The 19,357-nt window shown below is 63.5% G+C and carries 20 protein-coding genes and 1 tRNA gene; 15 read left to right on the forward strand and 6 right to left on the reverse strand.

Annotated elements, in window-relative coordinates; translation table 11 throughout:
- Window positions 1–77 precede the first annotated feature (77 nt).
- Genes uxaC through F3H96_RS09860 form a run of 8 tightly spaced genes read left to right on the forward strand, consistent with a single transcriptional unit; the run spans window position 78 to window position 7,193 of the window.
- Window positions 78–1,481, forward strand: coding sequence for a glucuronate isomerase (gene uxaC / locus F3H96_RS09825; protein WP_149791745.1), 1,404 nt, complete (start codon window positions 78–80; stop codon window positions 1,479–1,481).
- Between the two features lie 34 nt (window positions 1,482–1,515).
- A complete protein-coding gene (locus F3H96_RS09830; RefSeq protein ID WP_149791746.1) occupies window positions 1,516–2,493 on the forward strand; it encodes a TRAP transporter substrate-binding protein in 978 nt (325 codons plus the stop codon).
- Between the two features lie 47 nt (window positions 2,494–2,540).
- A complete protein-coding gene (locus F3H96_RS09835; RefSeq protein WP_149791747.1) occupies window positions 2,541–3,080 on the forward strand; it encodes a TRAP transporter small permease in 540 nt (179 codons plus the stop codon).
- A gap of 3 nt (window positions 3,081–3,083) precedes the next feature.
- Window positions 3,084–4,364: a TRAP transporter large permease gene (locus F3H96_RS09840; RefSeq protein ID WP_149791748.1), complete on the forward strand. Its 1,281-nt coding sequence runs from the start codon at window positions 3,084–3,086 to the stop codon at window positions 4,362–4,364.
- A gap of 11 nt (window positions 4,365–4,375) precedes the next feature.
- A complete protein-coding gene (locus tag F3H96_RS09845; RefSeq protein ID WP_149791749.1) occupies window positions 4,376–5,149 on the forward strand; it encodes a FadR/GntR family transcriptional regulator in 774 nt (257 codons plus the stop codon).
- 19 nt (window positions 5,150–5,168) lie between these two features.
- Window positions 5,169–6,020 (forward strand): 5-dehydro-4-deoxy-D-glucuronate isomerase, encoded by an 852-nt coding sequence (kduI, locus tag F3H96_RS09850; RefSeq protein ID WP_149791750.1) that lies wholly within the window; start codon window positions 5,169–5,171, stop codon window positions 6,018–6,020.
- Complete coding sequence (kduD, locus tag F3H96_RS09855; RefSeq protein WP_149791751.1) at window positions 6,017–6,784, forward strand: 2-dehydro-3-deoxy-D-gluconate 5-dehydrogenase KduD; 768 nt, start codon at window positions 6,017–6,019, stop codon at window positions 6,782–6,784. The genes kduI and kduD overlap by 4 nt, the downstream gene beginning before the upstream one ends.
- A gap of 34 nt (window positions 6,785–6,818) precedes the next feature.
- Window positions 6,819–7,193: a cupin domain-containing protein gene (locus F3H96_RS09860; RefSeq protein WP_149791752.1), complete on the forward strand. Its 375-nt coding sequence runs from the start codon at window positions 6,819–6,821 to the stop codon at window positions 7,191–7,193.
- A 160-nt stretch (window positions 7,194–7,353) separates the two neighbouring features.
- Here F3H96_RS09860 and F3H96_RS09865 read toward each other — a convergent pair whose 3' ends face one another.
- Complete coding sequence (locus tag F3H96_RS09865) at window positions 7,354–7,980, reverse strand: LysE family translocator (protein WP_149791753.1); 627 nt, start codon at window positions 7,978–7,980, stop codon at window positions 7,354–7,356.
- A gap of 251 nt (window positions 7,981–8,231) precedes the next feature.
- Between F3H96_RS09865 and recQ the strand changes: the two genes are divergently transcribed.
- Complete coding sequence (recQ, locus tag F3H96_RS09870) at window positions 8,232–10,073, forward strand: DNA helicase RecQ (RefSeq protein WP_149791925.1); 1,842 nt, start codon at window positions 8,232–8,234, stop codon at window positions 10,071–10,073.
- Window positions 10,074–10,095: 22 nt separating this feature from the next.
- Here the strand turns inward: recQ and F3H96_RS31500 are convergent, their stop codons facing one another.
- The 3 genes from F3H96_RS31500 to F3H96_RS09880 form a co-directional block, all read right to left on the reverse strand.
- The gene (locus F3H96_RS31500; protein WP_348530054.1) at window positions 10,096–10,707 is read right to left on the reverse strand and encodes a DUF1186 domain-containing protein; all 612 of its coding nucleotides are present in this window, start codon (window positions 10,705–10,707) and stop codon (window positions 10,096–10,098) included.
- Window positions 10,626–11,075 carry a hypothetical protein gene (locus F3H96_RS30450; protein ID WP_188131351.1) on the reverse strand — a complete coding sequence of 150 codons (450 nt, stop codon included), beginning with the start codon at window positions 11,073–11,075 and terminating at the stop codon, window positions 10,626–10,628. Before F3H96_RS30450 ends, F3H96_RS31500 begins: the two co-directional genes overlap by 82 nt.
- Before the next feature lie 576 nt (window positions 11,076–11,651).
- Entirely contained in the window at window positions 11,652–12,326 is a 675-nt protein-coding gene (locus F3H96_RS09880) for a peroxiredoxin-like family protein (RefSeq protein WP_149791927.1), read from the reverse strand.
- A gap of 310 nt (window positions 12,327–12,636) precedes the next feature.
- Here F3H96_RS09880 and F3H96_RS09885 point away from each other — a divergent pair, with 310 nt between their 5' ends.
- Window positions 12,637–12,984 carry a hypothetical protein gene (locus F3H96_RS09885; protein WP_149791754.1) on the forward strand — a complete coding sequence of 116 codons (348 nt, stop codon included), beginning with the start codon at window positions 12,637–12,639 and terminating at the stop codon, window positions 12,982–12,984.
- A gap of 240 nt (window positions 12,985–13,224) precedes the next feature.
- Window positions 13,225–13,647: a hypothetical protein gene (locus tag F3H96_RS09890; protein WP_149791755.1), complete on the forward strand. Its 423-nt coding sequence runs from the start codon at window positions 13,225–13,227 to the stop codon at window positions 13,645–13,647.
- 951 nt (window positions 13,648–14,598) lie between these two features.
- Here F3H96_RS09890 and F3H96_RS09895 read toward each other — a convergent pair.
- Window positions 14,599–14,688, reverse strand: a tRNA-Ser gene (locus F3H96_RS09895).
- Between the two features lie 361 nt (window positions 14,689–15,049).
- Between F3H96_RS09895 and rplU the strand changes: the two genes are divergently transcribed.
- From rplU to F3H96_RS09910, 3 genes are all read left to right on the forward strand, one after another.
- Complete coding sequence (gene rplU, locus F3H96_RS09900) at window positions 15,050–15,760, forward strand: 50S ribosomal protein L21 (RefSeq protein WP_149791756.1); 711 nt, start codon at window positions 15,050–15,052, stop codon at window positions 15,758–15,760.
- Window positions 15,761–15,878: 118 nt separating this feature from the next.
- Window positions 15,879–16,148 (forward strand): 50S ribosomal protein L27, encoded by a 270-nt coding sequence (rpmA, locus tag F3H96_RS09905; RefSeq protein ID WP_149791757.1) that lies wholly within the window; start codon window positions 15,879–15,881, stop codon window positions 16,146–16,148.
- Between the two features lie 123 nt (window positions 16,149–16,271).
- The gene (locus F3H96_RS09910; protein ID WP_188131343.1) at window positions 16,272–16,859 is read left to right on the forward strand and encodes a GNAT family protein; all 588 of its coding nucleotides are present in this window, start codon (window positions 16,272–16,274) and stop codon (window positions 16,857–16,859) included.
- Window positions 16,860–17,098: 239 nt separating this feature from the next.
- Here the strand turns inward: F3H96_RS09910 and F3H96_RS09915 are convergent, their stop codons facing one another.
- Window positions 17,099–17,962 carry an endonuclease/exonuclease/phosphatase family protein gene (locus F3H96_RS09915; protein WP_149791759.1) on the reverse strand — a complete coding sequence of 288 codons (864 nt, stop codon included), beginning with the start codon at window positions 17,960–17,962 and terminating at the stop codon, window positions 17,099–17,101.
- A gap of 362 nt (window positions 17,963–18,324) precedes the next feature.
- On the opposite strand from F3H96_RS09915, the gene obgE reads away from it, so the two are divergent.
- Entirely contained in the window at window positions 18,325–19,356 is a 1,032-nt protein-coding gene (gene obgE, locus F3H96_RS09920; protein WP_149791760.1) for a GTPase ObgE, read from the forward strand.
- The last annotated feature ends 1 nt before the right edge of the window (window position 19,357 follow it).

The following is a 19,357-nucleotide window of genomic DNA, read 5'->3' on the forward strand; positions in this document are numbered from 1 at the left end:
TCATATGACTATATAATTTTTGTATGTTGACATTATCTCCTGTCGATCTACCAATAGCGCAGCCTGGGAGGAGCTGAGTGGCCGCATTGACCGATCCGGACCTGTTGTTCGCGCCGGAAACGCGTTCATTGGCCCGCGCCCTCTACGCGGGCGTGAAGGACCTGCCGATCGTCAGCCCGCACGGCCATACCGACCCGCGCTGGTACGCGCTGAACGACCCTTTCCCCGATCCGGCGCAATTGCTGATCGTGCCGGACCATTACATTTTTCGTATGCTGTTCAGTCAGGGCGTGCGGCTGGAAGAGCTCGGCGTGCCGACGTTTGACGGCGGCCCCGTCGAAACCGACGGCCGAACGATCTGGCGGCGCTTTGCCGAGCATTATTATCTCTTCCGCGGCACGCCGACCCGGCTCTGGCTCGACCATGTGCTCGAGCATCTGTTCGGCATCGAAACGCCGCTCAATCCGAACACCGCCGACCACTGCTACGACACGATCGCCGAGCTGCTGCGCCGTGACGATTATCGCCCGCGCGCGCTGTTCGAGCGGTTCAACATCGAGGTGATCGCCACGACCGAAGGCGCGCTCGACGACCTCAGATGGCACCGGACGATCCGCGACAGCGGCTGGCACGGCCGTGTCGTCACCGCCTACCGGCCAGATGCCATCGTCGATCCCGACTTCGAAGGTTTTTCGGCCAATCTCGACCGTCTTGGCGAAATCACCGGATGCGACACCGGCACATGGGCCGGCTATCTCGAGGCGCACTGGCAGCGCCGCGCCTATTTCAAGGAATTCGGCGCGACCTCGTCCGATCACGGCCATCCGACCGCCGAGACCGCCAATCTGTCCGATGCCGCGGCCGAGGAGCTGTTCAACCGCATCCGCCGCGGCTCGGGGGATGAGCGCGAGCGCAAACTGTTCCGCGCCCAGATGCTGACCGAGATGGCCAAGATGAGCCGTGACGATCGACTAGTGATGCAGATCCATCCCGGCTCCTGGCGCAATCATTCGCCGGCTATTTTCCAGAGGTTCGGCAGGGACAAAGGTTTCGATATCCCGACCAGGACCGATTATGTGACGGCGCTGAAGCCGCTGCTCGACTGCGTCGGGCTGGAGCGCGACCTCACAATCATCCTGTTCACGCTCGACGAGACCAGCTACGCGCGCGAGCTGGCGCCGCTTGCCGGCGTCTATCCGGCGCTGAAGCTCGGGCCGGCCTGGTGGTTCCACGACAGTCCGGAAGGCATGCGCCGCTTCCGCGAGATGACCACCGAGACGGCCGGTTTCTACAACACCGTCGGCTTCAACGACGACACGCGCGCCTTTCCCTCGATCCCGGCGCGCCACGACGTCGCGCGCCGTGTCGACTGCGCCTTTCTGGCGCGGCTGGTCGCCGAGCATCGCCTCCGGGAGGAGGAGGCGCATGAGCTGGCGCGGGAGCTTGCCTACACGCTTGCCAATAAGGCGTACCGGCTCTGAGCCGGGCGCCCATGATTTTATAAGGGAGGAAGTCATGTTGCATTTTTCGAGATTGACCGCGGCGGCATTCGCCTTCGGTTCGCTGTTGATCGGCATCGCCAACGCCGAGACTGTGCTGCGCTCGTCCGACACGCATCCCGACGGCTATCCGACCGTCGAGGCGGTCAAATATATGGGCGAGCTGATCAAGCAGCGGACCAATGGCCGCTATTCGATCGAGGTCTATCATTCGGCGCAGCTCGGCGAGGAGAAGGACACGATCGAGCAGACACAGTCCGGCGTCATCGACCTCGATCGCGTTTCGATGGGGCCGTTCAACGGCATCGTGCCGGAGACCGCGGTGCCGTCGCTGCCCTATATGTTCCGCTCGGTCGAGCATATGCGCCATGTCATGGACGGACCGGTCGGCGACCAGATCCTAAAGGCCTTCGAGGCGCATGGTCTTGTCGGCCTCGCCTTCTACGATTCCGGCGCACGCTCCTTCTACAACACCAAGAAGGACATCGCCTCGATCGCCGACCTCAAGGGCATGAAGTTCCGCGTCATCCAGTCGGACGTCTTCGTCGACATGGTCAATGCGCTCGGCGCCAATGCCACGCCGATGGCCTATGGCGAGGTCTACTCCGCGCTGCAGACCGGCGTCATCGACGGCGCCGAGAATAACTGGCCGAGCTTCGAATCCGCCAAGCATTACGAGGTCGCCAAGCATTACACGCTCGACCAGCACCAGATCGTGCCGGAAGTGTTGGTGATGTCGAAGGCGAGCTGGGACAGGCTGTCGCCGGAAGACCAGGCGATCGTGCGCCAGGCGGCCAAGGACAGCGTGGTCAAGATGCGCGAGCTGTGGGACGCGCAGGAGAAGAAATCGCGCGACATCGTCGAGAAGGCCGGCGTCAAGGTCAGCGAGATCGACAAACAGCCGCTGATCGACGCGATGAAGCCGGTCTACGACAAATATCTGTCGACGCCGGAGCTGAAAGACCTCGCCGCCCGCATTCAGGCCGCGAAATGACCAGCATGGACGACAGGCCGAGCGGCGCAGGAGCCTCTGCGCCGCCCATGGCGCAGCCGGGCTCGAACGCATTCTGGCTGCGCGCCGAACGGCTGCTGTCGGGCCTGGCGACGCTGGCGCTGTGGATCAGCGGCGCCGGCCTGACATTGATGACGATCATCATCTTCTGGCAGGTCTTCTCGCGCTATGTTCTCAACCGCTCGCCGAGCTGGACCGAGGCCTTCTCGGTGCTGCTGATGGGCTGGTTCATTTTCCTGGGCGCTGCGGTCGGCGTGCGCGAGCGCACCCATCTTGGCTTTGACGTGCTGCTCTATTTTCTGCCCGCTTCGGCCAAGGCGGTGCTGCGCACCGTCTCCGACGTCGTCGTGCTGGCTTTCGGCGCCGGCATGATCGTCTACGGCATCCAACTGGCAAGGCTCACCTGGAACACCGTAATGCCGTCGCTCATGCTGCCCGGCGGCGTGGCCTTCCTGCCGGTCATCCTGGGCGGCGCGCTCGTCTGCCTGTTCTCGCTCGAGCGGCTCGCGGGGCGCTTTGCCGGCCTGCCCGTCGATGCCGACATCCATGCCACCGGCGAGGAGGTGTGAACCATGGCTCTGACCGTGCTTTTCGGCACCTTCGTCTTTCTGCTGATCATCGGCACGCCGATCGCTTTCTGCCTCGGCGTGGCAAGCTTCGCGACGGTCATCGCGCTCGGCCTGCCGCCGGTGGTGGTGTTCCAGCGGCTGAATTCGGGCGTCAGCGTCTTCTCGCTGATGGCCATCCCGTTCTTCATCTTCGCCGGCGACCTGATGGTTCGCGGCGGCATCGCTGCCCGCCTCGTAGCGCTTGCCGGCTCGGTTGTCGGCCATCTGCGCGGCGGCTTGGGCCAAGTCAACATCGCCGCATCGACGATGTTCGGCGGCATTTCAGGCTCTGCCGTGGCCGATGCGTCCGCCGTCGGCGGGCTGATGATCCCGCAGATGAAGGCGCGCGGCTACGGCATCGACTATGCCGTCAACATCACCTCGGTCGGCGCCATCATCGCCCTGCTGATCCCGCCGTCGCACAACATGATCATCTATTCCATCTCGGCCGGCGGCCGCATATCGATCGCCGACCTGTTCACGGCGGGCGTCATACCGGGGCTGCTATTGGCGCTCGCGCTAATGATCACCGCCTATTGGGTGGCCAGCCGGCGCGGCTATCCGACCGAGCCCTTCGCCGGTTTCGGCCGGGCGCTGCAACTGCTCTTCGCCGCCATTCCGGGCCTCGTCCTGATCGGCATCATCTTCGGCGGCGTCCGGTCCGGCATTTTCACGGCGACCGAAAGCTCCTGCATCGCCATCGTCTACGCCTTCCTGGTCACTCTCATCGTCTACCGTTCGATGAGCTGGAGCGACTTCGTCGCGGCGACCACCGCGGCGGTGCGCACGACGGCGATGGTGTTGATGATCATCGGCTGCGCCGCCGCCTTCGGCTGGCTGCTGGCCTATCTGCGTGTGCCGGCGGCGCTCGTCGCCTTCCTGCAGTCGATCTCCGGCGACAAGCTGGTCATCCTGCTGTTGATCAACGTCGTGCTTTTGATCCTCGGCACCTTCATGGACATGTCACCGCTGATTATCATCACCACGCCGATCTTCTTGCCGGTGGTCATGGCATATGGAGTCGACCCGGTGCATTTCGGCGTCATCCTCATCCTCAATCTCGGCATTGGCCTCTGCACCCCGCCGGTCGGCGCAGTGCTTTTCGTCAGCTGCGCAATCGGCCGCATTCCGATCTGGACGGCGATGCGGTCGATCTGGCCATTCTACGGCGCGGCTTTCGCGGTGTTGATGCTTGTCACCTATGTGCCGGCAATATCATTGTGGCTGCCGAACATGTTTCATTAGGAGTCATCCAGGTGGCCGATAGCGCAACGGATCTCAGGGTCGAACGCAAGCCGAAACTGTCGGAAACGGTGGTCGCGGCGATCCGCAAGCAGCTGCTGGCGGGCGAGGTTTCGCCCGGGCAGAAGCTGCCGACCGAGGGCCAACTGACGGAGACTTTCGGGGTCAGCCGCACGGTCATCCGCGAGGCGCTGGCCAAGCTAGCCGCCGATGGCCTGGTCGAACCGCGGCAGGGCGCCGGCGTCTTCGTCACCGAGCATATCTCGACCGCCTTCGGCGTTCTAGCCGCCGACATGGGCAGCAAGGATTCGATCGCGCTCAACGTGCTCGAGGTGCGGCTTGCCATCGAGATCGAATCGGCCGGGCTCGCCGCCATCCGCCGCAATGCCGCGCAGGAGGCGGCGATCCAGGAAGCCTTCTTCGAATTCGAGCGGCTTTTGCTCGACAGCCAGCCGACCGGTCCGGCCGACCTCGCCTTCCACCGGGCGATCGCCAGCGCCACCAACAACCCGTTCTATGTCGAGATGCTCGACGTGCTGGGCCGCCGCGCCATCCCCTGCGACGTCACCTCGCCCTGGTCGACCGAGCTCGTCCAGTCGGACGAGTATCAGCGCGGCCTGCAGCGCGAGCATCTCGTCATCCTCAATGCGATCTCGGCCGGCGATGCCGACGCCGCGCGCGAGGCGATGCGCGCGCACCTGACCCGCAGCCAGCAGCGCTATCGCGAGCGGCTGCAGGCGAGGCAGGCCTACTATGCCAATTCGCTGAAAGCCGCATCGACCGACTGATCATCCTGCAAGGGTAGAAATGGACCAGGGACACACCGAGTTTTCGTCGCGCTTCGCCATCGATCCCGCCGCCGCAGCGGCCATGGGAACCGACGAGCTGCGCCACCATTTCCACATCGAGGGGCTTTTCCAGCCCGGTCTCGTCAGCCTGACCTACACGCATTACGACCGCATGATCGTCGGCGGCGCCATGCCGGTGGATAAAATCCTGCCGCTCGAGGCGATCAAGCCTACTGGCACCAAGGCGTTCCTCGACCGCCGCGAGCTGATCGCCGTCAACATCGGCGGCGCGGGAACCGTCTCCGCCGACGGCCTGCCTTACGAGTTGGCGGCGCGCGACATGGTCTATCTCGGCATGGGCACGCAGGAGGTGTCGTTCGCCTCGGCGGACCCGGATAAGCCGGCGAAGTTCTACCTGTTGAGCGCGCCGGCGCATCAGGCCCATCCCAGCCGGCTGATTCGCATCGGCGACGCCAGGCGGCTCGATCTCGGCAGCCAGGCGACCAGCAACGAGCGCTCGATCTTCCAGTTCATCCATGCCGAGGGCGTGAAGACCTGCCAGCTCGTCGTCGGCATGACGCAGCTCGCGCCCGGATCGGTGTGGAACACCATGCCTTGCCATGTGCACGACCGGCGCATGGAAGCCTATCTCTATTTCGACCTGGCCGAGGGCCAGCGCGTCTTCCACTTCATGGGCGAGCCGGACGAGACGCGCCACATCGTCATGCGCGCAGGGGAGGCGGTGCTGTCGCCGGGCTGGTCGATCCATTGCGGCGCCGGCACCTCCAATTACGCCTTCATCTGGGCGATGGCCGGCGACAATGTCGACTACACCGACGTCGACCTGGTGGCGATGGATCAGCTCAGGTGAACGATCTTTCCGCCTTCAGCCTCGCGGGCAAGCGCATCCTCGTCACCGGCGCCAACACCGGCATCGGGCAAGGCATCGCCGTGTCGGTCGCGCGCGCCGGCGGCGCCGTCATCGGCGTCGGCCGTTCGGCCATGGATGACACGGCCGGAAAAGTCGCGGCCGCCGGCGGCAGCTTCGAAGCGATACGGACCGACCTCGGCGATCCGGCCGAGGCCGCCGCCATGCTCGACAAGGTCTGGGACGAAAGCGGCCCGCTCGACGGACTGGTCAACAATGCCGGCATCATCCGCCGCGCCGATGCGGTGGACCTGAGCGAAGCCGATTGGGATGACGTCATCGACATCAATTTGAAGACGGTCTTTCGCCTCTGCCAGGGTTTCGCAAGGCGCGTGCTTGCACAACCGGGACGGCGCGGCAAGATCGTCAACATCGCCTCGGTGCTGAGCTTCCAGGGCGGCATCCGCGTCGCCTCCTACACGGCCTCGAAGCACGGCGTGCTCGGCCTCACAAGGTTGCTCGCCTGTGAGTGGGCGGCGAAAGGCATCAACGTCAACGGCATCGCGCCGGGTTATATCGAGACCAACAACACCGAGGCGCTGCGCGCCGATCCCGACCGAAGCGCCGCCATCCTCGGGCGCATCCCGGCCGGGCGCTGGGGCGCGCCCGCCGACATAGGCGATGCGGCCGTATTCCTGCTGGCGCGGGCGTCGGACTACATGCATGGCGCGGTGGTGCCGGTCGATGGCGGCTGGCTGGCGCGGTGACTGTTTCCTGCCTACTTCGAACGGAAGCCAAGCGATGACCGAGATGTTTTCCCGTGCGGGCGAAAAGGCCTGGGAGCCGACGCCGGACGGCAACCGACGGCGCGTGCTGGTGCACACGAACGAATTGATGATGGTCGAGTTCGCCTTCGAGAAGGGCGGTGTCGGCGTGCTGCATTCGCATCCGCATGTGCAGGCAAGCTATGTCGCCGAAGGACGCTTCGAGGTCACCGTCGACGGGCGGTCGGAGATTCTCGAAACAGGCGGCAGCTTCATCGTGCCGTCCAACCTCGTGCACGGCGTCAAGGCGCTGGAGGCCGGGCGGCTGGTCGACAGTTTCGCGCCTTGCAGGGCCGACTTTCTCGCCCGAGGCCTCAGCTTTGAGCGTCTGAAAGGAAAACCCGCGCCATGAGGCGCGGGTTTGTTGCCTGAGCGCCCGAGGCGCCGCCGCGGTACTCAAAACATCTCCGCAGGAGGGCAACGGTGCCGCAAGATGGTGAAGATAGGTTTAACGAATCCCCCGGCTCCACCCATTCCGCTGTAACATGGCTGGCTCCTCCGGCTGACGCAATTCAGCGCTGCTGCAGCGCAAGGCGCAGGCCAAGCGCGCAATAGATGCCGCCGACCACCTTGCCCTGCCATTTCAGCACTGCCGGGTTGCGGCGCAGGAAGGAGCCCAGACCGCCCGCGCTGACGGCGAAGACCACTGTGCTGAACAGCCCAAGCAGGACGAAAACGATGCCCAGCGTCATCAGCTGCAGCACCACGAAACCGTTTTGCGGGTGCACGAATTGCGGCAGGAAGGCGAGGAAGAAGAGCGCGGTCTTCGGGTTGAGCACCTCGGTGAAAATGGCCTGGCGGAAGGCCTTGCCGGCGGTGATGGGCAGCAACCTGCCCGCCAGGTCGGACGGCGCTTTTTCGAGGATGGCGCGGATGCCGAGGTAAACGAGATAGGCGGCGCCGATATATTTGATGATGCCGAACAGCATCGCCGAGGCGGCGATGATGGCCGAGATGCCGACGATCGCCATAACGGTGTGGATGACATCGCCCGCCGCGACACCGGCGCCGGTGGCAATGCCGAGTTTCGTGCCCGAGCTCGTCGCCCTCGCCACGGTCAGCAGCGTTGCCGGTCCCGGGATGAAGACGAAGCCGAGGACGACTGCGATGTAGGTGATGAGCGTGGCGGGGTCGATCATGCGAAGGTTCCTCTGCGTGGATCGCCGGCCTGCATCCGGCGGCGAGGCGTTATAGCACCGCAGAACGCTCCCGCGGAACACTCCAGCCGGCGCGCCGGTAACGCTTTCCGATGACGACATTGGCGCGAAGCGGCAGGATTCCCGCAAAGCCCGTTGTCGGCGGATGACGGCTGCGCTACTGCAGGGCATCACGCGGTGAATCACTTGGCAGGTCTGCTCCCGAAAACGAATTGCCGTCCGGTGTCCGCCTGATGCCGGCGCAGGCGGCCGGCATGCGAGCCGAGGATGACAAGCGGCGCGTGCTGAAGGATGTCTTCGGCTTTGACGATTTTCGCCCCGGACAGGCCGCCGTCATCGAGGCGTTGCTCGCCGGGCGTCATGTGCTGGCGGTCATGCCGACCGGCGCGGGCAAATCGCTCTGCTATCAGGTTCCGGCGCTGGTCAGGGGCGGGCTCACCATCGTGGTTTCGCCGCTGGTGGCGCTGATGCAGGATCAGGTCGCCGCCTTGCGCCTTGCCGGCGTGGCCGCCGAGACGATCAATTCCGCGTTCGACCGCGAGGCCAATGTCGCGGCCTGGCGCCGCGTGGCGTCCGGGCAGACGCGGCTGCTCTATCTGGCGCCGGAGCGGCTGATGACGGAGCGGATGCTCGAAGCGCTGTCGCGGCTCGACGTCGGCCTGATCGCCATCGACGAGGCGCATTGCATTTCGCAGTGGGGTCCGGCCTTCCGGCGCGAATATGAGGACCTGTCGCGGCTCCGCGCCATTTTTCCGCAAGCGCCGATCATCGCGCTGACGGCGACGGCGGACGAAGCGACGCGCGCCGATATCGAGGCGCGGCTGTTTGCCGGCCGCGCCGAAACCCTGGTGCTGGGGTTCAACCGGCCCAACATCAAGTTGGCGATAGAGCCCAAGCAGGACAGCAAGCGCCAGCTGCTGCGCTTCATCGAGCGTCACCCCGGCAAGAGCGGCATCATCTATTGCCTGTCGCGCCGCAAGACGGAGGAGATGGCGGCTTTCCTGGAGAAGAATGGCGTGCGGGCACTCGCCTATCACGCTGGCATGAGCAAGGAGGCGCGTGAGGCCAACCAGAACGCCTTCATGAGCCTGTCCGGCGTCGTCATCGTGGCGACCATCGCCTTCGGCATGGGCATCGACAAGCCCGATGTCGCCTACGTCTTCCACACCGACCTGCCTGGCAGCCTCGAAGCCTACTACCAGGAGATCGGCCGCGCCGGCCGCGACGGCCGCTCGGCGGAAGCGCATATGCTCTACGGCCTTGGAGACATCCGCACGCGCCGGATGTTCATCGACGACGAGGATACTTCGCCCGAGCACAAAAGGCGGGCGCACCGTCGTCTGGATACGCTGATCGGCTATTGCGAGACGGCGCAGTGCCGGCGCCAGGTGCTGCTGGGTTATTTCGGCGAGGACGCGCAGGCCTGCGGCAATTGCGACAACTGCCTCGACCAGGCGCCGCGCGCCGATGGCTCCGCGGAGGCGCGGATCATCCTTGCGGCGGTCGAGCAGAGCGGCGAGCGCTTCGGCGCCGCCCATGTCATCGACATCCTGCTCGGCCACGAGACCGAAAAGGTGCTGGCCAGGGGCCATCAGAAGCTCGCCAGCTTCAAGGCCGGCATCATGCACAGGAAGCCGGTCTGGCTGTCGCTCATCCGGCAACTTGTCGCCGGTGGCTTCCTGGTGCCGGATTCCGACGGCCATGGCGGCCTCGCCATCTCCGAAAGCGGCCGCGCGCTCGGCCATGGCGAGGTTGCGTTCGAGTATCGGGTCGAGGGCAGGGACCGTCTCGCGCGCGGCAGGAAACGTGCCGTGCAGGGCCCCGCAATGGGCGGCGAGGGCGTCGACACTTCTCTGCTGGCCGCGCTCAAGACGCTGCGGTTGCGGCTCGCCAAGGAGCGCCAGGTGCCGGCCTATGTGGTGTTCTCCGACCGCACCTTGATCGACATGGCCGAGCGCCGCCCGCGCGACCTCGACGCCTTTGCCGAGGTGAATGGCGTGGGCGCGGCGAAGCTCAAGGAGTTCGGGGAGATCTTCCTGAGCGCGATCGCGGCGCATCAGGGCGGGTTGAGCTAAGAGAGGCGCCTCTTTCGGCGCGTCATTGTTCCAGCTCTGGCAGGCAGCATTTCTTGAATTTCTTGCCGCTGCCGCAAGGACATGGATCGTTGCGCCCGACATGCCGCAAGGGGTTTATCGTCGGTTCCTCCGGGCTAGCCCATGGCAACGGCGAAGACGACTGCCAGTCTTCCTCCTCGTAGCTATCGTCCACCTCATAGCTATCGTCGCTTTCCCAATGGCGGAACGAATCCAGCGATTCAATCACATCGTCGATGTAGCCGAGATTGTTGCTCTTGAATCGCTCGATATCGTCCGGAGCCTCCTCGGCTGCTTGAAGGTCCTCCTCGAAATCGCGTCGGTCCAGCAGGCCCGCCGGAATGCGCCCTTCATTCCATGCGCTATCGACCAGCGGCGCGAGATCGCGCCAACCCAGTATGGCAATCGCCTTGAGCCATGCGACCCAGACCTGTTCCTCGTCGTCGGCCATCTTCTCGGCATAGAAGCGCTCGAGAAATAGCCGCATCTGGTCCCGCTGGATGCGCCCGTCCCAGGTGAGAAAGGCCGCGGCGCTCAACAAGACATCGCGCGTGAATTCATCGACATTGCGGTCTGCGATGGTGCCGAACAGAGCCTGGGCATTGCCGTCGAACATGCCTGCGAAGATGCGCGGCAGCGTCTCCGTGATGGCGTCGCCGAGCAGGTCGTCGAGTTCGGGGCCGGACGGCGCAGCAAACGCAGCAAGGACTGACATGCCTGGGTGTCACGCGCGCCACCCAGAATATGCAAGCCCCGGAAGAGGAGCCTCTCATCGTCTTCCGCCAGAACCTCGCCATTGGCCGCCCTTGCGAGAACCGCCCGCAAAGCTGGGGCGGCTTCCTCGATCCTGATGGTGCAAACACCAATTGCGAGATCCGGCATTCGCCGCTCGCTCGCCAGAGCACGCAGGTAGCGATCTATCGGATACAACTCGAAGTCTTCGCTGTCGGTGCTGAGGAGTTTTTCCAACTCTTCTTTTTTCATCACTCGCCTCGATGGAGCGCCGTTCCGGCGGCGTGCTATCAGTCGCATGCCTTGTGTCAATGCCGAGAGCGACAATGAGCGAATATCAATATTAACGGCGGCGACCCGCTTACTCAATCGATCTGCTTGAACCCGCAATCGCCGCGAGCCGGCTAACGCCAAAGGCACACCCGGACGTCCTTCCCGACATAGCAGGCGCCCTTACGGCGAAGCTCTCCCCAATCGCCTGCCTCGCCGTGCGTGTCGCGAATGTCCGCGTTCGCATAGCCTGCCCAACGATCGCCGTCCTTGTACTCGACCGCCCAGTAATCTTTCGACGTCTCACCGGCCCCGCCATGCGTGTCGGGATAGTCGATGCCTGCGAAAACCTGCTTGGGCCCCTGGATGTTGAAATCGCCGCCCTTCTCGATCTGATAGGAGCATCCTCCGGAGATGCGGGTCTCACCGTGAACGACGAGCAGGCAGCGGCCCCATTTATAGCCGCTCGGTAGACGATGCTGCGGTTGCGCATGGGAAGGCGAAAGGGAAAAAGCGATTGCTATGGCAACGGCGAAAGCTCGCCCGGTCAGTTGCGCCTTACCTTCCGATTTGCGACGCTGCCGACATCAGCTCCTGAGTGTTCGGGGCGCCGAATAGGCCGCCATCGAGTACCTCGTTGGAAGTCCAGCGAACGACGCCATCGCGGTCCAGCAGGAATTGGCCGACGAGCTGCCCAATGCCGGTGGCCATAATCTGTTGATCCGCTTCCGTGATATCGTAGCTGTCCTTCTTGTTCAGATATTCGAGCGCCGCAAACGGGTCCATCGGTTCCGGCATCTCGCCCGGCAAGTCGACCCGCATCGACTTCACATCGCTCATCGAAACCTTTTGCGGCCATGCGCTCTCGTCTTCGGTGATCTGCATATTCGGCAATCCAAAGGCGCGGTGTGAAGTCCGCTCCGGATCGGATGCCGCGAGCAGGCCGAGCATCGGATGGTACCGCAGATAGAGGCGCGCCCGCTCGATGGGCGTGTTGACCACTGTCAGGCTTTCGATGCCCTTCTCGTTGAGGGCTGGGGTGAGTTGGGAAAGCATGGCGATATGGCGCCTGCAAAAAGGACAATGGAGACCTCGATACAGCCCAACCAGCACTGGTTTCTCGCCTCGGAAATCGTCGATGGCGATCTTGCCCTCGCGGGTAATCGCGTCGAGCACGACATTGGGCGCCGTTTCGCCAGGTTGCAGCGGGCCTATGTTGAGACGTTCTGACATGCTGATCCCTCCTCGCGGGTCAATCCACAACGTATGGGCGGGCGGGTGACTTGAGCCCATGTGCGGCACATACGTCCTTGGGCATACTGAAATGGCGGTCGGCCTTAGGACGGCGTCGAGGTCGAGCGTCGATAATCCATTTATAACACACACGGAGAGGGTGGACGCTAGTTCTTACGGAGGGGAACGCTCCTTCTGGGTTCGAACAGTCCACTGACCCCATTGTCAGCAGACAGCATCTGACCATCTCTGCCCTCTTCCAAGGTGGTGCTATGGTCCGGCAGGATCGGCAGCGAGGAGGACGTAATCCATGCCCGCGATTACCCGCCGTACTCTTCTCGCGCTGACCGGCGCAGCGGTTGCCGTCGACCCCGCTGGCGAAAATGCATCGCCGAAGCTACAGGCTCTGATTGCGGCACATGAGGCGGCCTATGCCGAGTTTCACCGCGTTGTTCATCGAGCCGAGAGCAGCAGGGATGACCGCGATAGGACCGACGGGATCGAGCAGGAGGCGCTGCTGGCTATCTGCTCTTATCCGGCGATCAGCCGAGCCGACCGCTGGGCTAAGGCCGAGTACCTGTTGGCCACTGAGGGCAAGGGTGAACTCGACCTGGAAGTGCACATGCAGGCAATCTTGCGTTCGATGATGCGAACCTGACCCGGGCTGGACCGGCCTTAAGAAGCATCAAAACGCTATGGCCTGCGGGACGCAGCATCATATCCGAATGACGTCGGGCGCAGGACGGCCGGCATACACAAACCAGGGCGTAGGTTACGAATTGGTCGGCTATAGAAGCGGCCCAGGGCAGATGATCCTAGTGGTGAAAATCAGACACTTGAGTCCAGCCGAGGTGTAAGATGGCCGCCGCGTGGCTCTGGAAGAGTTCAGGAGGCAACCATGCTACCTCGGACGATTTTTCTCGGCAGACTAATTGGCCTGTTCTTTATTCTCACCGCGCTGTTCATGCTCATGCACAGGCAGTCGTTTGTTGCGACCGTGCCCAGGCTCATTCAGGACCCGCCGCTGGTCCTGTTTATCGGGATGATTGCCACGGTTGCGGGTCTCGGCATGGTGCTTGGGCACAACGTCTGGGCGGGCGGAATCCTGCCTGTCGTCGTCACCCTGATCGGATGGACAATCCTGATTCGTGGCTTGCTCCTGCTCTTCCTTTCACCGGAAGCGCTGGCGGCCTATTTCGAGATGTTTCATTTCGAAAGCCTTTTCTACGTCTATGCCGCGATTACGCTGGTCCTTGGACTGTACCTGACCTATGCCGCGTTCAAAGCCTTGCCGCCGCCAAACGCGGGAACCAAGGGTTAGACTCGATCCACTAGCTCCGAAGCCGCCCAGGCACGGCAAAATCCGCCAGCGAAGGCCACTGCTGGGGCAGTCAGCTCCGCGCTGAAGCGGCCGCGTTCGAACTCCGTGACGGTTGGCTTCCGGGAGGAGGATTAGCCTTGTTTCATTTGTCTGGTTTGTCAGAAAGTTGAAAATGACCGCCGCATTGCCAATGCGGGATAGAAGGGTTTCCGAGCGTGCGGCTGGCGAGCCCGAGGGGCGGGGTCGGCAGGCGCCGGTCCGGCTGGTCCACGGATCGCGATGGCGCGAGGTGGCACGTCCCCAACGATGTCTTGCTCCGTGCGAAACCGGGGTGCGGAGAATGCTTGGTGCGAACTCCCGGGCCGATTAGGGGCAATCGCATAAACAAACATCATGCCACGCCCATTCCCGCCGCGCTGCTGGTCCTAGCGTCGGAACGGTGGCGCAAAGAAAAGTCGAGCGACAACCATGGCTGACGATCCGGCTCCCGAACCTAACATGCGCGATTTGATGGCCGCAGTCGCATATGTGCTCCTGCATTGGGGATGGCTGGAAGAAGAAGTCCGCGCGCGCATCGAGGCAGCAGAGCCAGACCGCCAGTTGTCCGAGGGATCATTGTGGGTCCACTGGCGCGAAGTTGAGCCAGAGGCATGCCAGCGGGTTCGGAGTAACATGCAGAGGCTTATCGATGTCCGAAATTGCCTTGCGCATGGGCTATGCGGCGCAAAGGCGGACCCGCGCTCCGGCAGTGAGCCATACGTTGTTTGCCAAACGGGAGCGGGCCGGCGCCTCTTCAAAATGTCAGAGTTAGAGCGAGTGGCTGACGCGCTTCACGTGGCAAGGAATGACGTGCGCGACGGCCGCGTTTGACCGCACTGGTGGGAAAACTGGTGGGAAAGGAAGGGCTTCCTAAGCAAGAACCGCAGAAATCCGGGTTTTTCGGGGCTTGTCTGGCGGAGAGGGAGGGATTCGAACCCCCGATACCCTTGCGAGTATGCCGCATTTCGAGTGCGGTGCATTCGACCACTCTGCCACCTCTCCGCGAGGTCATGGTCGGCCGTTGCCGGCGCGGCGCACTAGATAACGGCTGGCTGCTCCAGTTACAAGGGTCTATTCGCCGGATTTCCAGCTTCTTCGAAAAGGACCGTTGAGGCGGCGGTGCGGGCTCGGCAGCGCCTTCATGGTCCCTCCGTGGCCTTGCCCGTCGCGGCTGCCGGCAAAAGGGATGTCGCCGGCGAGGGGCTTGCCTTGACTTCAACGCAACCTTCGGTTAGGGACAGCCCGCATTCGGCGTGGAGGCTCTTCCGCGCCGCTTGTTTTTTGAACCCGCAGACTGACAAAAAGACGGCCGGACCGCGTGAAGCGGTTCATCAAGGCCGACCGAACAGCGAAAGGCAAAAAAATGTTCGCAGTCATCAAAACGGGCGGCAAGCAGTATCGCGTCGCCGCCAACGATCTGCTCAAGATCGAGAAACTCGAAGCCAAGGTCGGCGACATCGTCGAGATCGGCAACGTGCTCGCGCATGGCGAGGGCGACAATGTCACCTTCGGCGCACCGTTCGTCGACGGCGCTCTGGTCACGGCGGAAGTCGTCGAGCAGGGCAAGAACCGCACCGTCATCGCTTTCAAGAAGCGCCGCCGCCAGAATTCGCGCCGCAAGATCGGCCACCGCCAGCTTTTGACCACCGTGCGGATCTCCGAGATCCTGCTGGGCGGCGCCAAGCCGGCGAAGAAGGCCGCTGCCAAGACCGAGGCCAAGGCGCCCGAAGCCAAGGCGGAAGTCGCCGCCGAGGCGAAGGCCGAGGCCGCGCCGAAGGAGGCCAAGGCCAAGAAGGAAGCCAAGGCAGAGGCCGCTCCCAAGGCGGAAGCCAAGGCCGAGACCGCTGCCGCGCCGCTGTTCAAGGCGCCGAAGGGCGAGCCGGACGACCTGACCGTGATCAAGGGCATCGGCCCGGTCGCGGCGAAGGATCTGGCCGAGCAGGGCATCGTCACCTTCGCGCAACTCGCCAAGCTCAGCGACAAGGATGTCGCCAAGATCGACGAGCACATGCCGTTCAGCGCCGACCAGATCAAGGACTGGCGCGAGCAGGCCAAGGAACTGGCGAAGAAGTAAGGCAGAGCGAAGAGTTAAGACGGGCCGGCGGCAATCGTCGCCGGTACGCACTTGAAACGGAACGCGAACGCGTTCATAAGACCATTCAAGCGCCTTAGGGCGCATCGGAGTTAGTCAAATGGCACACAAGAAAGCTGGCGGTTCGTCGCGCAATGGTCGCGACTCCCATTCCAAGCGGCTCGGCGTGAAGAAGTTCGGCGGCGAAGCCGTCATCGCCGGCAACATCATCATTCGTCAGCGCGGCACGCAATGGCATCCGGGCACCAATGTTGGCATGGGCACGGACCACACCCTTTTTGCGCTCGAAGCCGGCGCAGTCACCTTCAACAAGAAAGCCAACGGCCGAACCTACGTATCGGTGAACCCGATTTCCAAAGCAGCGGAGTAGCCGGTTCCGCACCACAACACCGGCGCCCATCTCGGGAACCGGTGTCTGGCCAGGCCAGGAAAAGGATCAGGAGAGATGGGCTTCCATCTCTCCTTTTTCATTTTCTGGCCCTGGAGGACTAAAATGGTTGCCGAAGCGGAAGACACCGAAGACGAAAGTTACGCGATCGATTGCCCTGTGCTCGCGACCGAGCGGCTGATCATGCGCGCCCCGCGCGACAGCGATCTGGAACAACTCGTCGCTTTGGCCGACAACCGACATGTCGCCGAAATGCTGGCACGCATGCCGCATCCCTACGGCGAAGCCGAGGGCCGCACCTTCCTTGCCATGGCGGCGTCGCGACGCGCCGGCATCGTCTACGCGCTGACCCTCGCCGGCACCGGCACCTTCGTCGGCTGCGCCGGCTTGAACACCACCGATCGCGGACTGGAGCTCGGCTACTGGATCGGCGAACCTTACTGGAAGCGCGGCTATGCCACGGAGGCCGCGCACGCCCTGGTCGATCTCGCCTTCCAGAACACCTCGATCCAGGTGCTGCATGCCTCGACCCGGGTGATCAATCCGGCCTCGCGGCGGGTCATCCACAAATGCGGCTTCCAGTATGCCGGCCAGGGCATGCTGAACTCGATCGTCGCCGGCCAGGTGCCGGTCGAGCGCTACCGGCTCGACAGGAAGACGTGGATCAGCCTGCGCAACTGGGTTCATTTTTGAGGTGTGCCGATATTCAGGTGAGACCGGCTTGCAAACACTGATTTTCTGCGCTTCCGGCCTTCGCCGGCCGAAGCGCTCACGCGCGGCGGCGGTGGAGTTGAGGCTACGGCCGGCGTAGGCCGGTGCTCACGTACTTGAGTACGCTCCGCTCCGGTTCTCGAAAACCAGTGTTTTCGGCTCGGTCTGACCTGAATCTCAACACACCTCGGTGCGGTGTCTTGGATCCAGGCCAAAACGGCTCAGCCCAGTTCGGCCCAGAGCGGCAGGTGGTCGGAACCGACGGCGTCCCGGTCGGACCACAGGTGTTGCAGCGATCTGGCGAGCGAGGCGCTGGTGAAGATGTAGTCGATGCATTTGTGGCGGGTCTGGTCTTGCGGCCGATCGGGATCGACCCAGGTCACCAGATCGGCGATAGCGAGGCGCTGGGCAACGTCGACCGCGAGATCGGCGGTCAGCGGCATGCCGAACTCATGGTCCGGACGGCCGGCGAGTTCGACATATTCGGGCGAGCCCGGCAACATGTTGAAGTCGCCCATGACGATGAAGGCTTCCGGATAGGGCAGGTCCGGCAGGCCGATTTCGGGAATGCCCGACAGGCCGCCGCCTTCCAGCGCATAGCTCAAGAGGCGTTGGCGCAGGAAGCGGATCTGGTTCTGCCGCTCGACCGGGCTGCGATGGTCGAGATGGGTGGAATAGAAGCGGATGAAGCCGAGCGATGTTTCGACCAGGGCTTCGAGCGCGCCGCGCTGGAAGTTCATGGTCTCGAGGCTGCGGCTGCGCGGCAAAAGGAGATTGCGCGACAGATGAATGGGCGTCTTCGACAGCACCATGTTGCCGAGCTGGAAGGAGGTCGAGATGGCGCGGCCGTTCTCCAGGCGCGAGCCGATATTGACCTCGAAATTGCTGCCATAGGCGGCAAAATAGTCGGGCAGCGCCTCACCGATCTCGGCCACCATGTCGCGGCCGCCGTTGCGCGGATTGTTGCGGGTGACTTCCTGCAGCGCGATGACGTCGGCCCCGCGCACCGCGTCGGCGATGCGGCCGAGATCATATTTGCCGTCGAGGCCAATGCCGTACTGGATGTTGTAGGTGACGAGTTTCATTCGAGCATTTCCCCAACGTCGGCTCGCGAACAGTGCTACTGCGACCTTTGCCAAAGAGCATCGGGCGCTTTAGTCGCAAAACAGCCTCGCCCTAGGCCCCGCCTTGGTTTAAGGCATGTTGATATTCAGGTGAGGCCGGCCTGCAAATGCCGGCTTCCTGCGCTTCCGGCCTTCGCCGGCCGAAGCACATATGGGTGGCGGGGCAGCAAAATTAAGGCTATGGCCGGCGTAGGCCGGTGCTCACGTACTTAAGTACGCTCCGCTCCGGTTCTCGGAACCCGCCATTTTCGGCTCGGCCTAACCTGAATCTCAACATTCCTTAGAGCAATCCGCAAGATCATCAGCAGAAACTTGAAACTCCGATGAAATTCCTCGACCAGGCCAAGGTTTACATTCGCTCCGGCGACGGCGGCGCCGGATCGGTGTCGTTCCGGCGCGAAAAATTCATCGAGTTCGGCGGCCCGGACGGGGGCGACGGCGGCCGCGGCGGCGATGTCTGGGCGGAAGCGGTCGACGGCCTGAACACGCTGATCGACTATCGCTACCAGCAGCATTTCAAGGCCAAGACCGGCATGCACGGCATGGGACGCAACATGACCGGGGCCAAGGGCGCCGACATCACGCTCAAAGTGCCGGCCGGCACCCAGATTTTCGCCGAGGACAATGAGACGCTGATCTGCGACCTGACCGTGGTCGGTCAGCGCTTCCTGCTTGCCAAGGGCGGCAATGGCGGCTTCGGCAACCAGCATTTCAAGACTTCGACCAACCAGGCGCCGCGGCGCGCCAATCCGGGCCTGCCGGGCGAGGAGCTGAGCATCTGGCTCAGGCTCAAGCTGATCGCCGACGCCGGACTGGTCGGTTTGCCCAATGCCGGCAAGTCGACCTTCCTTGCCGCCGTCACCGCCGCCAAGCCGAAGATCGCCGACTATCCTTTCACCACGCTCCACCCCGGCCTCGGCGTCGCCCGTATCGACGGGCGCGAATTCGTACTGGCCGATATTCCCGGCCTGATCGAGGGCGCGCATGAGGGCGTCGGCATCGGCGACCGCTTCCTCGGCCATGTCGAGCGCACGCGCGTGCTTCTCCACCTCGTCTCGGCGCAGGAAGAAAACCCGGGCAAGGCCTACAAGACCGTGCGCGCCGAGCTCGAAGCCTATGGCAATGGGCTGACCGACAAGGTCGAGATCGTCGCGCTCAGCCAGGTCGATATCCTCGACGCGGATCAGCGCAAGAAGAAGGCGGCTTCGCTCAAGCGCGCCGCCGGCGGCGCGCCGATGCTTCTCTCGGCCGTCACCGGCGAAGGCGTCGAGGCGGTGCTGCGGGCGCTGATGGCGGTGGTGGCCGAGGCCCGCGATGCAGTGCCCGCTCCCGTCGAGACGCGCTGGCATAAGTGAC

It is taken from the genome of Mesorhizobium sp. NFR06, from assembly GCF_900115245.1.
Lineage (GTDB): Bacteria > Pseudomonadota > Alphaproteobacteria > Rhizobiales > Rhizobiaceae > Mesorhizobium.

What these genes read in the sequence shown, in the direction of transcription:
- F3H96_RS09830 (WP_149791746.1), top strand. Translation starts at nt 1,516, where the DNA reads ATGTTGCATTTTTCGAGATTGACCGCGGCGGCATTCGCCTTCGGTTCG.
- F3H96_RS09835 (WP_149791747.1), top strand. Translation starts at nt 2,541, where the DNA reads ATGGCGCAGCCGGGCTCGAACGCATTCTGGCTGCGCGCCGAACGGCTG.
- F3H96_RS09840 (WP_149791748.1), top strand. Translation starts at nt 3,084, where the DNA reads ATGGCTCTGACCGTGCTTTTCGGCACCTTCGTCTTTCTGCTGATCATC.
- kduI (WP_149791750.1), top strand. Translation starts at nt 5,169, where the DNA reads ATGGACCAGGGACACACCGAGTTTTCGTCGCGCTTCGCCATCGATCCC.
- F3H96_RS09860 (WP_149791752.1), top strand. Translation starts at nt 6,819, where the DNA reads ATGACCGAGATGTTTTCCCGTGCGGGCGAAAAGGCCTGGGAGCCGACG.
- F3H96_RS09865 (WP_149791753.1), bottom strand. Translation starts at nt 7,980, where the DNA reads ATGATCGACCCCGCCACGCTCATCACCTACATCGCAGTCGTCCTCGGC.
- recQ (WP_149791925.1), top strand. Translation starts at nt 8,232, where the DNA reads ATGCCGGCGCAGGCGGCCGGCATGCGAGCCGAGGATGACAAGCGGCGC.
- F3H96_RS31500 (WP_348530054.1), bottom strand. Translation starts at nt 10,707, where the DNA reads ATGTTCGACGGCAATGCCCAGGCTCTGTTCGGCACCATCGCAGACCGC.
- F3H96_RS30450 (WP_188131351.1), bottom strand. Translation starts at nt 11,075, where the DNA reads ATGAAAAAAGAAGAGTTGGAAAAACTCCTCAGCACCGACAGCGAAGAC.
- F3H96_RS09880 (WP_149791927.1), bottom strand. Translation starts at nt 12,326, where the DNA reads ATGTCAGAACGTCTCAACATAGGCCCGCTGCAACCTGGCGAAACGGCG.
- F3H96_RS09885 (WP_149791754.1), top strand. Translation starts at nt 12,637, where the DNA reads ATGCCCGCGATTACCCGCCGTACTCTTCTCGCGCTGACCGGCGCAGCG.
- F3H96_RS09890 (WP_149791755.1), top strand. Translation starts at nt 13,225, where the DNA reads ATGCTACCTCGGACGATTTTTCTCGGCAGACTAATTGGCCTGTTCTTT.
- rplU (WP_149791756.1), top strand. Translation starts at nt 15,050, where the DNA reads ATGTTCGCAGTCATCAAAACGGGCGGCAAGCAGTATCGCGTCGCCGCC.
- rpmA (WP_149791757.1), top strand. Translation starts at nt 15,879, where the DNA reads ATGGCACACAAGAAAGCTGGCGGTTCGTCGCGCAATGGTCGCGACTCC.
- F3H96_RS09910 (WP_188131343.1), top strand. Translation starts at nt 16,272, where the DNA reads ATGGTTGCCGAAGCGGAAGACACCGAAGACGAAAGTTACGCGATCGAT.
- F3H96_RS09915 (WP_149791759.1), bottom strand. Translation starts at nt 17,962, where the DNA reads ATGAAACTCGTCACCTACAACATCCAGTACGGCATTGGCCTCGACGGC.
- obgE (WP_149791760.1), top strand. Translation starts at nt 18,325, where the DNA reads ATGAAATTCCTCGACCAGGCCAAGGTTTACATTCGCTCCGGCGACGGC.